Genomic DNA, 14,608 nt, shown 5'->3' on the forward strand with positions numbered 1-14,608 from the left:
TACTCCATTATATCCAAGATCTTCTTCGTAATTGAGGATCCTTTGCAATGCAGCATGCTGAAAACTCATTTGGCTGCTGTAGGGACCGTGGCTTTTTTTCCAATAAACACATCGGTCATCAGAACATTCTGGGCGTTTTCATTGGAGATGGCATTTTTCGCGGATTTGATTTCGATATTGTTCAGGCTGATATTGCGTATTTTCTTGTCCGGGAATCCCTGAATTACAATTCCGGATTCTGATGCGCTATTGCAGGTTATATGGGAGAAATGGATATCTGATATATCAGACTGGTAGCCGTGGCCTTCACCATGGTAGTTTGCTGTCATATACAAACAATCTTCTACCTGATCCAGCTCAATATTTCTAACGAAAATATTCCTGATAAAACCACCGCGATCTGCATTGGTTTTTACATAAATTCCTCTTTTTAAATAGCCCACTGTTTTGCAATTTTCTACGAATACGTTTTGAACTCCTGCTGACATTTCGCTGCCTATGACAACGCCATGCAGGCCTTTAAAATTACAATTTCTGATGATGATATTCTCGCTTGGCGTTGCCGTATTGGCTCTTCCTTCATGATCTCGTCCTGCTTTTATGGCCACATTATCGTCTCCGTTGTCAAAAGTTACGTTTTCTATCAATACATCTTTTGCATATTCAGGATCGATGCCGTCGTTATTATAATTGAGCGATCTGTAGCTGATTCCCCGAACGGTAATGCTTTGTGATTTTAGCAGGTGCAAGCACCAAAATGGCGAGTTTTCGATACGGATATTTTCTACCAATATATTTTTACAATTAAAAAACTGGATCATTTGCGGACGCAGAAAATAGCCTTCCCCAAAAGTTCTTTCTTTTAAAGCCACATTATTATGGTTCATTTCCCGGCTTCTGTTTTTTCCGGCTTCTTCTTTGGCTTTGAAGCTTTTCCAGGTCTTCCCTCCTTCTCCGTCAATGGTACCTTCTCCCGTGATGGCAATATTGCTGCAATTGTAGCCATAAATCAGCGGGCTGTAATTGTAGAGCATAGTTCCTTCCCAACTGGTTAAAACCATTGGCAAATAGTCCTTGGGATTATCACTGAATTTAATTTTTGCGCCTTTTTCGAGTTTAAGATTTACGTTGTTTACAAAATGAATTGGCCCGTTAATTTTATATATCCCTTTTGGTACAATAATAGTTCCTCCGTTATTTTTTTTGCACAATGCCATGGCTTTGTCAAAAGCAGCTTTGTTGTTTGTAACTGAATCGCCTTTTGCCCCTGTTTTCAAAACATTTATCTGATAAGAAGCAAAAACCGGAAGCTGGATTCTCTTGACAATGGAATCTACTTTTGAAGTAGGAAATTCATTGCTTTGGGCAAATGAAATCCATGAAACCAAAAGAAAAATGAGATACTTAAAATTCATAATTATCACTTTTTGAATCTAAATTACTTTGTATACCAGTTGGGTACTGAATCTTTTAATATATTCTCGGCAGTATATTTATCAGCTTCTTTTTTTGTAAGCTGATGTGACCACAACACCCTTGTTTTGGGCTGAAATCCTTCGCCTCTGCAATTATATTCGGCATAAAAGGCATTCTTTTCAGCATCGGGTTTGGACCAGTTTTGCCAGCCTTCGGCTTTAATATGTTTGCCCATGTCGCAATTGATATAAACCGTTTTGGCATAAATACGCCATGGTCTTCCCAAATAAACTGCCGTTGCATCAGGATTTGCCGTAAGTCTGCAATTTTTAAATACAAAACCAAAAGCCGTTCCCTGTGGTGTTGAAGCAGCGGTTATATACGAACTTTTGATGCTGTGAATTTCACAGTTTTCGAATAAAGCGGTCGCTCCTCCAAAAATAAAATCAGTTGTTCCTTCTATATAACAGTCCTTAAAATATTGTTTTGCCTCTTTTCCCGATAAATATAAAGTATCTTGATTTCCCAGAATAGTGCAATTTGAAATTTGCGCGCGGTTTGCCACAACAGAAAGGGCAATTGCCTGACCGTTATCTCCCGAGGTATTTTTTATAGTTAGATTTGATGCCGAAAAATCATCGCCTTCTGCCAGAACAGTCGCCGTATAGAAGGTACTGTTTCGTCCCAGATTTATTTTTTTGAAATTATCATCAAAAGCGATAATCGTTTTTTCTCTATTTTCTCCAACCAAAGCTAAATTGGTGTTCCACTCGGGAATTCGTACCTTTTCATTATAAGTGCCGTTTTTTACAAACACCGTCACTTTTTCATACGGAAAGGATGGACTAGCGTTTATGGCATCCTGGATTTTGGTAAAATCTCCAGAGCCATCTTGTGCAACTACTATATAATTATCTTTTTTTTTTGATGAATCTTCTACAGCAGATACTTTTATTCCGTTTTTAACCGCCCATGAAGGAAATTTTTTCAAGACTTCTTTTGGCGCGTCAGAATACCAGGCGTAACCATTTCTCCTTTCAGGACCTATCTGGTCCAATGCTTTTTTCCTGATTCCGTCGCGGTCACAAAACAAAGGCTCGTTTGTTTCCAGGTCCATGAATCTTGCCCAGATCGGTGCCGCATTTACCGTTGGAATCATCTTTTTGTCGATTATTTTTCCGGCATCGTTGAGCACTCTTTTTTCTTCAAGATTGGTTATTTTTGTTTTCTCAAACCAGGCATTGGCACTTTTTACAGAAGTAATAATTTCTTGAGAAGGCTTTTCAATCGACATCAAAAGCAATACAATTTTTGCCGATTCAAATCCGCTAAGTGAAGCCAGTTCAAAAGCCCTAGCATTGGCCGGGGCCAAAGTAAATTCATCATGCTGTGCACACCAGCCCGTTAAAACCCCATTTTGTCTGTACTGTGTTTTCAGGATACAGTCAATTCCTTTATCAAATGCTTTTTTTGATTTTTCAATAACGTCTTTAGATGGTCTGATACTGTAATAATCTGTTTCTTCGCTGATTTCCTTTAGTATCACCAAAATATTAACCATCGAATTATCATTGTAGGTAATATGCGTATAGTAGCCTTTTTTTAATGGAAAAAACTGCGGCCATCCTCCATTATCATATTGTGCTTCCAATAGGTAATTCAGTCCTTTCAGGAAAGATTCCTTATATCGCTCGTCCTTGGTCTGGGCGTACATTTTAGACATAAACAGCATTTCCTGACAGGTAGCGCCGTTATCTGTTGTAATATCATGCAGATCACTTTTCAGATCAGCGAGTTTTTGTTTTTCTGCTTCTGAAAGCGGGGTTTGCATCTGGATATTTTTTGGCCACCCGCCAATGTTTCGCTGATAAAGCAGTACATTCTCCGCAATGGTTTTGGCTTCGGAAGTTGCAAACCACGAAGCGTCATTTTTACGAATAATATCCGGCCAGTTCTTATACGTGTTCTGGGCGTTTGACACCAGACTAATGCTGCATAAAATCAGTGTGATGTATTTTTTAAATTGAATCATTATATTTTATTTAGTAATTCTAAACCAATCAACTGCGGTGTTTCCAGAGTCGTTTGTAACTTGCTGGCCTAATGCAAAAAGACCTATCTTAGCACCGATCCATTTTCCTTCTTTCGCTGTAAATTCATTTCCAATGGAATTATATTGTTTATCATCCAGACTATACGAGAAATTACAAACTCCTCCTTTTTTGATTTTTACCCTGAGATAAACAGTATTGTTTTTGATTAAAATTGGAGCTGTCTCCGTTTCAGAAACTTTTTTATCGAAAGTGCCCGTTTTCTGATTCAGATATAATTTTCCGTTATCATTTTTCAGGCATAAATAACTATAGTCTAATCCCATTATTAAAAGTCCAGTCGACTCTCCGTTTAAACGGGTATTGAAAGTCAGCTTTGTGGTAGCCGTAAATTCTTCTGCAGGGAACTTTTGTAATAATAAGTTCGGCGCTTCAAATATTTTATTGCTCTCCTTAATTGTTGGCAGACAAAACAAATTCAGATAACCCAGACTTGTCGGGAATCCCCAGTTTATTTGCGCGTTGGCCTGCCATTGCCATTGTAAGCCGAGTTTGGGTTCATTAAACTCGTCGGATTCAGCGGGGGTTTCTATTGGATATTTCTTTCCAACGTTTGGTTTTCTAAAAGTGGGCACCGGTTCTCCGATTCCATTTTTATCAAAATCCTGTCCCATAACCGGCCAGTCATTTTCCCATTTCATGGGCTGCAGGTGCACAATTCTTCCGTAAGCGCCTTTGTCCTGAAAATGAATAAACCAGTCCTCACCCGTTTGCGTTTGTACCCAAGCGCCCTGATGCGGACCGTTTATATTGGTTTTTCCCTGCTCGAGCACTTTTTTTGTTTCATAAGGACCATAGACATGCTTAGATCTTAAAATTGTTTGCCAGCCTGTAGACACTCCGCCGGCAGGAGCAAAAATGTAGTAATAATTATTTCGCTTGTAAAATTTTGGTCCTTCAATAGTGCCTTCGCTTTCATGACCGTCAATCACCATCACTTCATCATTGTTGGCAACGGTTCCCTCTGCATTCAGGGTACAAACCACAATTAAACTTTTTATTCGCGCTCGGCTGCCCGCAAAGGCATGAACGAGGTAGTTTTTTCCATCATCGTCCCACAGCGGACTTGGGTCTATAAGTCCGGTTCCGGCTTTTACCAAAATGGGTTCAGACCATGGTCCTTCTGCTTTTTTGGCTTTTATCATGTATATTCCAAAATCAGGATCCGGGTAATAAATATAAAATTCATTATTATGAAACGTGATACTGGGCGCCCAGACCCCATTGCCGTGCTGTACTTTATCAAAAGTTTCTGCTGGAATTTGTTTGTTCAGGGCGTAACCAATAATTTTCCAGTTCACTAAATCCTTAGAATGCAAAATAGGCAATCCCGGAATGCAATTGAAAGAGGAAGCCGTCATATAATAATCATCACCTACCCTAACGGCATCCGGATCTGAATAATCGGCATGAATGATAGGGTTTGTGTAGGTTCCGTCTCCATTATCAGGCACCCAGACCTGGGCAAAATTCTTTTGTATCAGCAATGTTGATAATAAGAGAAAGAAGGCTTTTGCGTTTATCATTTTTTGGTAATTATGCTTTCAATTAAACCCGTTGAACTTAAAATTGCTTTACAACTATCGATTCAATTCTATCGCAGCCAGAATAAAAGGACCTGTTGCTTTAGGATCGTTGTCTTTTTTCTTTTCGTTAACGTAATATTCATACGAACCGTCTCTGTACGGGGTTCCGCCCAAACCTGCTACCTGGCAGCAGTTTGTCAATGTGATTCCGCCGTCCTCGTCTACTTTTTTGATCAGGATTTTAGTGAGTCCGTCAAAAGCTTTGTTGGCCAGTTTTTTATATTTTGCAGGTAAATATCCTTTGTTTGCGCCTTTTGCAAAAGCATAAGCAAACATTGATGATCCCGAAGCTTCCAAATAGTTTCCTTTTTCTCCGCCCTTATCGGTAACCTGATACCACAATCCTGATTTATCCTGATATTTTGCCAAAGCTGCCGAAGCGCTGTTTAAATATTTTACCAGCTCTTTTTGTTTTGGATGATCCTTTGGCATGTAATCCAGAACATCAACCAAAGCCATTACATACCAGCCTAAAGCTCTTGACCAAAAGTTTGGCGAGTTTCCTGTCTCCTTATTTGCCCAGGGCATTTGTTTGCTTTCATCCCAGCCGTGGTATAATAATCCTGTTTTTGGGTCTGTGGCGTGCAACTGAATCAATTCAAATTGTTTGGCGATGTCATCAAAGCTTTTTCCTCCTTCAAAAGTTGCCGTGTATTGCGCATAAAACGGTTCACCCATATACAATCCGTCAAGCCACATTTGGTTTGGATAAATCTGTTTGTGCCAGAATCCCCCGCTTGCCGTTCTTGGCTGCTCTGATAATTGCTTTCGAACCAATTGCATGGCTTTCAAATATTTATCTTCTTTTGTTTCATCATAAATAGCAAAAAGCAAACGACCAGGAACAACCAGATCAATATTGTATTTGTCAAATTCATAAGTGTTAATAGTGCCATCCTGCTGAACCAGATTGTCTACGTACGACCTGATATAGGCCTTGTATCTTGGGTCGGGATTTTTTTTGTACAATTCTTCGAATGAATGTAAAACCAAAGCATGAACATAATCCCATTTTGGTTTTTTAGAATCATCGATCATATAACTTTCCGTATGGCGTTTCATCAGCGTTAGAGCCATTTTATCGGACCATTTCAGATCTTTCGAAATAACTATTTCTTTTTTTGAGGGTTCCTGCGAAATCACTTTACAGCTGGTAAAAGCCATCGCGCAAACTAATAAAACCGACATAAAATAACCTTGCTTTTTATTATTTTTCATTTCAAAATATATTTAAATTCTACTATTTCTTTAATTCTAATGCGCTTAACAAAAAAGCGGCCAAAGCCGGCGAGCTATTATCTTTTGTTTTGCTTTTAATGTAATATTCGTTGGTACCATCGCGAAAAGGTTTTCCTCCCAAACCTACATTTGATGATACACCGGAAATTATAATTTGTCCTTTTTCGTCCTTTTTGACAAATTCTTTTATAAATGCCTCAAATGATTTTTGGGCCGTTTTTTTATAACTTGCAGGTAAATGTCCATCATCTGCGCCTTTTGCCAAAGCATAAATAATCATGGCAGAAGCCGAAGATTCCGTGAAATTATCTTTCATTTCGGGCTTGTCAGCGACCTGATACCATAGTCCCGAAGCGCTTTTATGCGCCACGGCACTTTTGGCGATTTCATTTAAATACCCTTCCAGAACTTTGTATTTTGGGTTGGTTTTAGGATAATAATCCAGCGTTTCAACCAAAGCCATCATGTACCAGCCAATACCTCGTCCCCAAATGGTTGGCGATGTGCCCGTCTGTGGATTTGCCCAGCCAATTTGTTTGCTCTCATCCCAAGCCTGATATACCAGACCTGTTTTTTGATCAACCAAATGATGGTGAACCAGTTCAAACTGTTTTGCAATATCATCCAGTGCTTTGCCGTTTTCATATCGCACGGTGTATTGCGCATAAAAAGGTTCTGCCATATACAAACCGTCAATCCACATCTGGTTGGGATAAATTTCTTTGTGCCAGAATCCACCGCTTGCTGTTCTGGGCTGATTTTCAAGCTGATTCCTTAATTGCTGTATTACTTTTAAATAACGCTCGTCTTTTGTTTGATCATATAAATTAAAGAGCAGTTTTCCCGGATTTGCACAATCTATATTGAATTCTTTTATATCGTATTTGGTAATATTTCCATCCGCATCAATTAGTTTATCTGCGTACTGTTTGATATAATCCAGGTACTTTTTATCGTTTGTTTTAAGATATAATTTTTCAAAAGCAGACAAAACCAATCCCATTTTATAATCCCATTTTGGTTTCTCGGTCCCGTCAATCTGCCAGGCTTCGGGATATTTATTCAGAATAGTGATCGCGGTTCTTTCTGACCATTTTAAATGATCAGCAAGGACATTGTCTTGACTTGTCTGCGCTGTTATTGTACCACCGAAAATCAGTGACAAAGCAAAGACGATTTTGGCAAAACTGATCGTTTTTAAATTCGATTTAAACATATATTATATTTTAATCTTGTTGTTGTTTTGCCACAGATTAATGGATTAGAAAAATTATTGCTGGCTGTTTTTTATCACGCAGATTTTGCAGATTTTTAATTCTATAATCCTTTAACCTATGGCTATATATTACATTTTACCTTTTTTATTCAGTATTTCTAACTGCTGATCTAAATACTTTACAAATTCTTCTTTTGATTTAATGCCTTCCGGTTGTTGTTCCCAAGCGCCTAAAAGATAAAATGAATTTTCTTTTGTCGAAGGTTTAAACACCAAAAGATAGTCTAAATCCGTATCGGCAAGATTCTCGATGGTAGCCGTTTGGTAAAAAATAGCCAATCCTAATTTGTCCGGCACCAGAGATTGTGTTCCGTAAGTTGCCAGATAAGCCCATTTTTTATTTTTGCTTTCTTTTTTAAGCGTTTCCGTACCTTTTTGTTTCACGATTCCGGTGCAGATTCCTTTGATTTCCTTAGATGCTTTAATTGTATGTTTTGTGTACAACTGATCGGGCTTTATGCTTAGCTCTGAAATAAAATTAATTTTATCAGAAGCCGTTTTCCAACCGTAATAATTCACTTTTACAACAGACTCGTTTGTTTTGTTGGCCACAGTAGCAATGGTTGAATCTACTTCACGGAAGTGTAATTTTTCATTGTTTAAGTAACGATCGATAGACCCAATTCCGATTGCTTTTCCGGCTTTCAGGATATCTGCTCCCCAATCACTCATTTCGTGATACGAATCAAAATTATCCTGACCAACACGAGGCAGAATCATCTCAGGAGTTTTTTTACCGAATATGTCAATGGCATTTCTCCAGTCTAAATACAAACGATATCCCACTTTATTGCTTTCCCAGCCCGGACCTTCATAACGAATGTCAAAAGAATGGTCTGTATGTTCAGGAGCGAGTTTTAACCGGTCTACATTTTTAAAAACAGTGCCGCCAATATATTTTCTTCCTTCCCATTTTCCGTCTGTTTTTGCAGAAATTTCAGCGTAGGTTTTTGCTGTTTTTATATCGTATTTCTGAGCTTTAACGGCTGTAAAACCTAATAGGAATAAGGCTGCTATCGTGATTTTTGTTTTCATTGTATGGTAAATTATTTAAATATTTTGTCTAAAAATTGTGTTGTATAAGAAACGGTCTCAGTAAACCAGGGTTCAAAAAACCAAAAAGAATGCGGTGAATCGGGAATTGTTTTTACTTCATTATAAATTTTATTCTCCTTTAAAATCGCAATCATATCATCCCTTCCTGCATGAAACCTGTCAATACTGCTGTTTATAAATAGTGTTGGCGGCGTCTTTTTATTGGTATTGGTCAAGGCCGATGCCTTTTTCCAGTTCTCCGTTTTTTGATCATAAGAACCTCCCAGCCAAAACGATGCCATTTCTCCTTCTGAAGATTCCGGATGCCTGAAAGCCAAAACTCCGTCTATATCGATAATGGCATTTACCCTTGAAGAAGATCTGCTTTTGAAAGAAGCATCTTCAAATTCCGCGTCTTCATTTGTTGTACCAATCAAAGCTGCCATTTGTCCTCCTGAAGAGCAACCTAAAACGGCAATTTTGTCTGGATCTACATTGAATCTTCGGGCATTATCCTTTATAAACTTTATAGCATTTTTTACATCAATAACTCCCTGGGGATATTTTGCTTCTAATGATAATTTGTATTCAGTTGCAAAACAGGAATAGCCTTTTGCCGCAATTTCCTGAGCCAAAGCATGCATCTGATTTTTATTTCCTGATCTCCAGCCTCCGCCATGAATCATCACTACAGCGGGATTTCGTTTTTGTTTTTTATAATAAAAAGCATCTAAATGTAATGCTCTTTCTTTACTTTGCTGATAAGTAAGCTCTTTTATTTGAGTAACATCGTCATTATGGTTTTCCTGCGGTATGGTGATAAAAGGATATTTTTTAATTAATTTATTATAAGTGCTTTTTACCGTATAGGAAGTATCAATACCATAATTGCTCTGCGCAAAAACAGTACTGGAAATCAAAAATATACTAAAAAAAACTTTTCTCATAAAAACTAAATTATAGTTAAGGAAGGAGCCTGAGAATATCAGACCCCATCTTAACTACTTCAAAAAACAATCCTTCAAAAATTATTAAATACTAATATGCAGGATTTTGCGGATAATTATTGCTTCTGTTTAAATCTAATGCCGATTGAGGTATTGGTCTTAAAATTTTAAGATTACCATTTTGTCCGTTAAAAGCGGCTGCACTTGTCACTTTCGGGTTGTATAAAACAGTTCTTTCAACCAATGTCCCTGTACGTTTCAAGTCGAACCAGCGGTGGTATTCTCCCAACAATTCTCTTCCTCTTTCGTCTAATATTGTATTGATATCAATTGATGTAAGCACCGGAATTGTTCCTGCAACTCCACCGCCTGCTCTTCTTCTTACTTCGTTTAAACGATCTAATGCCAATCCCGTACTACCGGCTTTAAAATAGGCTTCAGCAGCAATCAGGTAGGTTTCTCCAAGTCTTGAAATAATAAAATCACGTGTACTGCTTCGGTTTGTAGCCGGCGTAACAGGCGTCGTATTGTAATTAGCACTTGTAGCGCCGCTGTACGGAGCATTAGGATCATCAAACTTGCGAACCGGAATAAGATTGTAGTCCCCTCCCGATGGCGCAGAAGACGAATACGTTCCCCAATTATGATATCTAAAAGTAGCCGGATTTGCTTTTCTTGAAGCGTTGGCCGTATTCCACGCTGCTCTGTCTGCTAATGTAAACCAGCGAGGCTCATAAAAATCTGTAATTTTCAAAGTTGTTTTATCCGCTACGGTATAATAATCATAATACCTGCTGTAGATTTCTGTCATGAATGTGTTTTCCCAACGTTTATCTCCAGGTTCATACAATGACAACGCATAATTTGTTGGACAAAGGGTGTAACTTCTGTTTGGATAAGGATTTCCTGCAGCTGCAGCCCCTAAATAAGAACTAAACCAATAGTTTTGTGAACTTCCTAAAGAGGTAGTTCCTGTTGCGTTTGAAGCGATTGAAAACTGAACTGAAAAAACCGTTTCGGCATTCATTTCATTTCCCGGTTTTACCACATCGGCAAATGGCACATTTAATGCCTGACCAGCAATTGCCTGATCTGCCAGAGAAGCCGCTGTTGTAAAATCTGTCGGAGCACCAAAAGTTTCATATCCTCTTGTCAGATATACTTTTGCCAATAAGTGCTGTACTGCTCTTTTATTTACTCTTCCTGTATACGCTCCTGTCGCTACTGCCGGAAGCGCTTCATTAAGGTCTTTTAGAATTTGAGTATATACTTCTTCTGCCGAATTTCTGTCAAAAGAGGTAACGGCAGTATTGATATTATCCAATACGATCGGAACTCCTCCATAGGTTTGAACCAATAAAAAATAAGCGTTTGCTCTTAAAAATTTAAGCTCTCCTATTCTGGTATCCAGAGTGCTTGATTTTTCGGTAATTGTCGAATAATACAACCCTTTATTGGCTTGTTGAATCGACATATAACAGGTTCTGTACAACTGATCAACTCCTGCAGATGATGACGATAAGGTTAAATATTTAGCCAGTCCTTCCGGCTCCTGATTTCTTCCTTCAGAGTACATATCAGTTCCTGCTTCAAACAACCACGGATCACCTCCGTAAATATCTTTTAGCGTTGCATAATTGGTGTTGATTAATGATTCAAAACCTGCAGAAGTAAGAAAGTAAGTTTCTGCTGAACCAAAAGCACGGTTGTCTTCCTCTATAAAATCTGAACAAGAATTAAGAGTAAAGAGTATTCCTATAATTAATGATAATTTTTTCATTTTTTTTAATTTAAAATTTTAAACTTAATCCCATCTGAACAGTCATTGTAGACACACGATTTACCGCTAAGGCAGCTGTTGCCCATTCAGGGTCATATCCTTCGTAGTTTGTAAATACAAAAGGATTCAGGACATTAACATATAATCTTAAACTTTTAATTTTCAATTTATTAACTAAATCGGGATCAAAACTATATCCTAAAGCTATGTTTTGAATTTTTACAAATGAAGCATCTTTGTAGAACGCCACATTGTTTGTATCATAATAAACTCCGGCTCCACGCGGCAGCGGATTTGTGTTTGAATACTGGGCAGGAATACCGGCTCCGTTTGCAGGAACATACCAATCACCCAGATCTAATTTTTGACGTCCCCTGTCGGTAACATCCGCAAAATTGTCGTGGAAACCACTAAATACGGTCATCCCCTGATTGGTAATTAAAGATATTCCCAAATCAAATTGTTTTACTTTTAATGAGGTAGAGAAACTTCCTGACCATTTTGGATCGTAATTTCCTAAGATCGCCCTGTCATTATTAGCATCAATTTTTCCGTCATCATTTAAATCTTTTACTTTTGCTTCACCCGGTTTTTGACCATAAGTAAGTGCCTTAGCAGCTTCACTTTCCTGCCATACACCATCAAAAACATAATTATAGTAAGAGTGGATATTTTCTCCGATAAATAAATTGTTTCCAACATCATCAATTTCACTTTGCCCGTATATAGAGGCTAATTTGTTTACGTTTTTAGTAAAAGTAAAACTGGTTTCCCAGGTTACATTTTGAGTTTTGATATTTTTAGTTGTCAAAGCAATTTCAATACCTTTATTACTCACAGAACCTACGTTTGAAGTAATGGTAGGAACTCCAATTTCAAGAGGCAATGCCTGTTGAAACAACAAATCTTTAGATTTTCTGTCGTAAACATCCACGCTGCCTGAAATTCTGTTGTTTGCAAATCCAAAATCCAATCCAAAATTCACCTCTTTTGTTTTTTCCCATCCTAAATCAGGATTTCCTAAACTGGCTGCCGTATAACCATTTGCAACAGTAGGACCAAAATCATAGTAAGTCGGTGTTTTTAAAAGACTTAAACTCGAATAAGGCGTAACATTATCATTTCCTGTGTATCCGATACTTCCTCTTAATTTAAAATTAGAAATAAAACTCAAACCTTTCATAAATGATTCTTCGTGCAGGTTCCATCCTAAAGCTACAGATGGGAAAGCAGTCCATTTATTATCGTCAGCCAAGACAGATGAGCCATCATAACGTACAGAAGCTGTCAATAAATAACGCCCTTTGTATGAATAATTAAAACGGGCTGCGTACGATTCTAATGTATTTTTAGAATACGGTACAAAAACACCAGACGGAATCAGGGCAATACTTCCCGCGCCCGGAGTTAACGTATAAGTTGACTGAGCACCTGAACCTAAATTGTAATATCCGGTTTCAAAAGGATTTTCTCTTGAGGCCGCAAAATATGTTTCAGTTGTATTAGAGTAAAAACTCTGAAGCCCTAAAAGACTGAAAACGTGATCATTTTTAAGAGTATAATTGATATTAAACTGGTTGTCCCAGGTATAATTGAAGTTCTGCATGTTTGTTACGTCTCCAGATGGCAAACTTTTGTTTTTAAGTCCAAAATCTGTTTGTGCACCAAATGATCTTCCTTCTCTGGCATTCACGTTTCCTGCTGAGAAAGTAGTCTTAAATGATAACCAGCTGTTTACTTTGTATTCTGCAAAAACATTCCCAATTGTGGTGAATCTTTGAATATCATCCTGAGAATTTGCAATTTCCAATAATGGATTATAAGAACCTGTTTTATTGATGGCAAGATTTCCATTTGGATATCTTAGCGTACCTGGCTGTTGTGCATACGTACCTACAATTTCATTTCCTGCCGCATCAATAGCCCACGGAGATGTAAACGGGTTTTGTCTGAAAGCTTCCTGCATTGCTGTTGGGCTTCCTAATTGTTCATTTGTTTTAGAAAGTGTAAGGTTGGCTCCAAAAGTAAATTTATCGCCTATCTTATGATTGATTCCTAATTTGAAGTTATACTTTTCAATGCCTTCATTATCGATAACTCCGGTTTCTTTTTGCATTCCCAGACCTATATTATAGGCTAATCCGTTATCGGCACGACCGGAAACATTAAGATAATTATTTGATGTCATACCGCCTTTAAGCACTGCATCCTGCCAGTTATAACTTTGATTTCTGGCTACTCTTTGAAACAAAACCGGATTTGTACCCGCCTGACCCACAGCTGTATTTAATTCTGTTGCATCGATATCATTATAGGTTGGATTTGTAGCTGAGATAGTTGTTGCCAAAAATGCCGACTGATGGTAGTACCACCATTTATTCGGATCCATTAATTTAGGCAATCTCACGGCTTGTTTGTTACCATATGAACTTTCATAAGAAACTGAAACTCCAGCCTTGGCATTTGTTCCGCTTTTGGTTGTCACAATCACAACACCGCTACCTCCTCTTGACCCGTAAATTGCAGCAGATGAAGCATCTTTCAACACGTCCATTCTGGCAATATCCTGCGGATTCAAAAAGTCGATATTATCTGTAGGAACACCATCAACCACAAAAAGCGGTTTAGAACCGTCTTTATTAATTGAGTTGGCTCCCCTGATAATCACATTAAAACCATCTCCGATTCTACCTGTGTTTGAAGTAACCTGAACCCCGGCAATACTTCCCTGCATGGCTTCCATTGGGTTTGTAACGTTTCTTTCTGTAATTTTTGCAGCAGATAAAGTGTTTACTGCGCCGGTAAGATCCGTCTTTTTTACAGATCCGTACCCTACAACAACTACTTCGGTAAGCGCATTTGATTGTTCTGAAAGGCTTACATTTATTTTAGATTTCCCGGCAATATTAATTTCCTGTGTCTGAAAACCTAAATAACTAATAACTAATGTGGCTTTATTATTAGTAACGTTCAATTTAAAACTTCCTTCAAAATCTGTCGAAGTTCCGTTTTTAGTACCTTTTTCCTGAATGTTTACCCCCGGCAGGGATAATCCTGTTGCATCGGTAATTTTTCCTTCTACTACACTCGACTGAGCGTTCATAGTGGCGGTCACCAGGAAATTCAGGAAAAATAAAAATACAAGATTGCATTTTAAGTTTTTCTTTAAAATTTGTTTAATGTTCATAATGTGGTTTGTTGGTTAAATGATAGTTTTT

Annotated in this window: 9 protein-coding genes; all 9 read right to left on the reverse strand. The window is 38.0% G+C overall.

The annotated features are described in order from the left end of the window. Window positions 1-65: 65 nt before the first annotated feature. The 9 genes from AC3QL1_RS17905 to AC3QL1_RS17945 all read right to left on the reverse strand — a co-directional run bounded on the left by AC3QL1_RS17905 (window position 66) and on the right by AC3QL1_RS17945 (window position 14,577). A complete protein-coding gene (locus tag AC3QL1_RS17905; protein WP_492493499.1) occupies window positions 66-1,415 on the reverse strand; it encodes a glycoside hydrolase family 28 protein in 1,350 nt (449 codons plus the stop codon). Between the two features lie 23 nt (window positions 1,416-1,438). After that, window positions 1,439-3,448 carry a pectate lyase gene (gene pelA / locus AC3QL1_RS17910; RefSeq protein ID WP_492493500.1) on the reverse strand — a complete coding sequence of 670 codons (2,010 nt, stop codon included), beginning with the start codon at window positions 3,446-3,448 and terminating at the stop codon, window positions 1,439-1,441. 6 nt (window positions 3,449-3,454) lie between these two features. Further along, a complete protein-coding gene (locus AC3QL1_RS17915; protein ID WP_492493501.1) occupies window positions 3,455-5,053 on the reverse strand; it encodes a glycoside hydrolase family 43 protein in 1,599 nt (532 codons plus the stop codon). 54 nt (window positions 5,054-5,107) lie between these two features. Continuing rightward, a complete protein-coding gene (locus AC3QL1_RS17920) occupies window positions 5,108-6,331 on the reverse strand; it encodes a glycoside hydrolase family 88/105 protein (protein ID WP_492493502.1) in 1,224 nt (407 codons plus the stop codon). A gap of 22 nt (window positions 6,332-6,353) precedes the next feature. Beyond that, a complete protein-coding gene (locus AC3QL1_RS17925; protein WP_492493503.1) occupies window positions 6,354-7,568 on the reverse strand; it encodes a glycoside hydrolase family 88/105 protein in 1,215 nt (404 codons plus the stop codon). Window positions 7,569-7,697: 129 nt separating this feature from the next. Further along, on the reverse strand, window positions 7,698-8,663 hold the full coding sequence (locus tag AC3QL1_RS17930) for a DUF4861 family protein (protein ID WP_492493504.1): 966 nt from the start codon (window positions 8,661-8,663) through the stop codon (window positions 7,698-7,700). An 11-nt stretch (window positions 8,664-8,674) separates the two neighbouring features. Then, window positions 8,675-9,610 (reverse strand): alpha/beta hydrolase fold domain-containing protein, encoded by a 936-nt coding sequence (locus AC3QL1_RS17935; protein WP_492493505.1) that lies wholly within the window; start codon window positions 9,608-9,610, stop codon window positions 8,675-8,677. Between the two features lie 91 nt (window positions 9,611-9,701). Further along, entirely contained in the window at window positions 9,702-11,390 is a 1,689-nt protein-coding gene (locus AC3QL1_RS17940) for a RagB/SusD family nutrient uptake outer membrane protein (RefSeq protein ID WP_492493506.1), read from the reverse strand. Between the two features lie 10 nt (window positions 11,391-11,400). Then, entirely contained in the window at window positions 11,401-14,577 is a 3,177-nt protein-coding gene (locus AC3QL1_RS17945; protein WP_492493507.1) for a SusC/RagA family TonB-linked outer membrane protein, read from the reverse strand. Between the last annotated feature and the right edge of the window lie 31 nt (window positions 14,578-14,608).

It is taken from the genome of Flavobacterium sp. GW823-FHT04A11 (assembly GCF_058796535.1).

Coding starts and splice junctions, on each gene's coding strand:
- AC3QL1_RS17905 (WP_492493499.1), bottom strand. CDS start 1,415: ATGAATTTTAAGTATCTCATTTTTCTTTTGGTTTCATGGATTTCATTT.
- pelA (WP_492493500.1), bottom strand. CDS start 3,448: ATGATTCAATTTAAAAAATACATCACACTGATTTTATGCAGCATTAGT.
- AC3QL1_RS17915 (WP_492493501.1), bottom strand. CDS start 5,053: ATGATAAACGCAAAAGCCTTCTTTCTCTTATTATCAACATTGCTGATA.
- AC3QL1_RS17920 (WP_492493502.1), bottom strand. CDS start 6,331: ATGAAAAATAATAAAAAGCAAGGTTATTTTATGTCGGTTTTATTAGTT.
- AC3QL1_RS17925 (WP_492493503.1), bottom strand. CDS start 7,568: ATGTTTAAATCGAATTTAAAAACGATCAGTTTTGCCAAAATCGTCTTT.
- AC3QL1_RS17930 (WP_492493504.1), bottom strand. CDS start 8,663: ATGAAAACAAAAATCACGATAGCAGCCTTATTCCTATTAGGTTTTACA.
- AC3QL1_RS17935 (WP_492493505.1), bottom strand. CDS start 9,610: ATGAGAAAAGTTTTTTTTAGTATATTTTTGATTTCCAGTACTGTTTTT.
- AC3QL1_RS17940 (WP_492493506.1), bottom strand. CDS start 11,390: ATGAAAAAATTATCATTAATTATAGGAATACTCTTTACTCTTAATTCT.
- AC3QL1_RS17945 (WP_492493507.1), bottom strand. CDS start 14,577: ATGAACATTAAACAAATTTTAAAGAAAAACTTAAAATGCAATCTTGTA.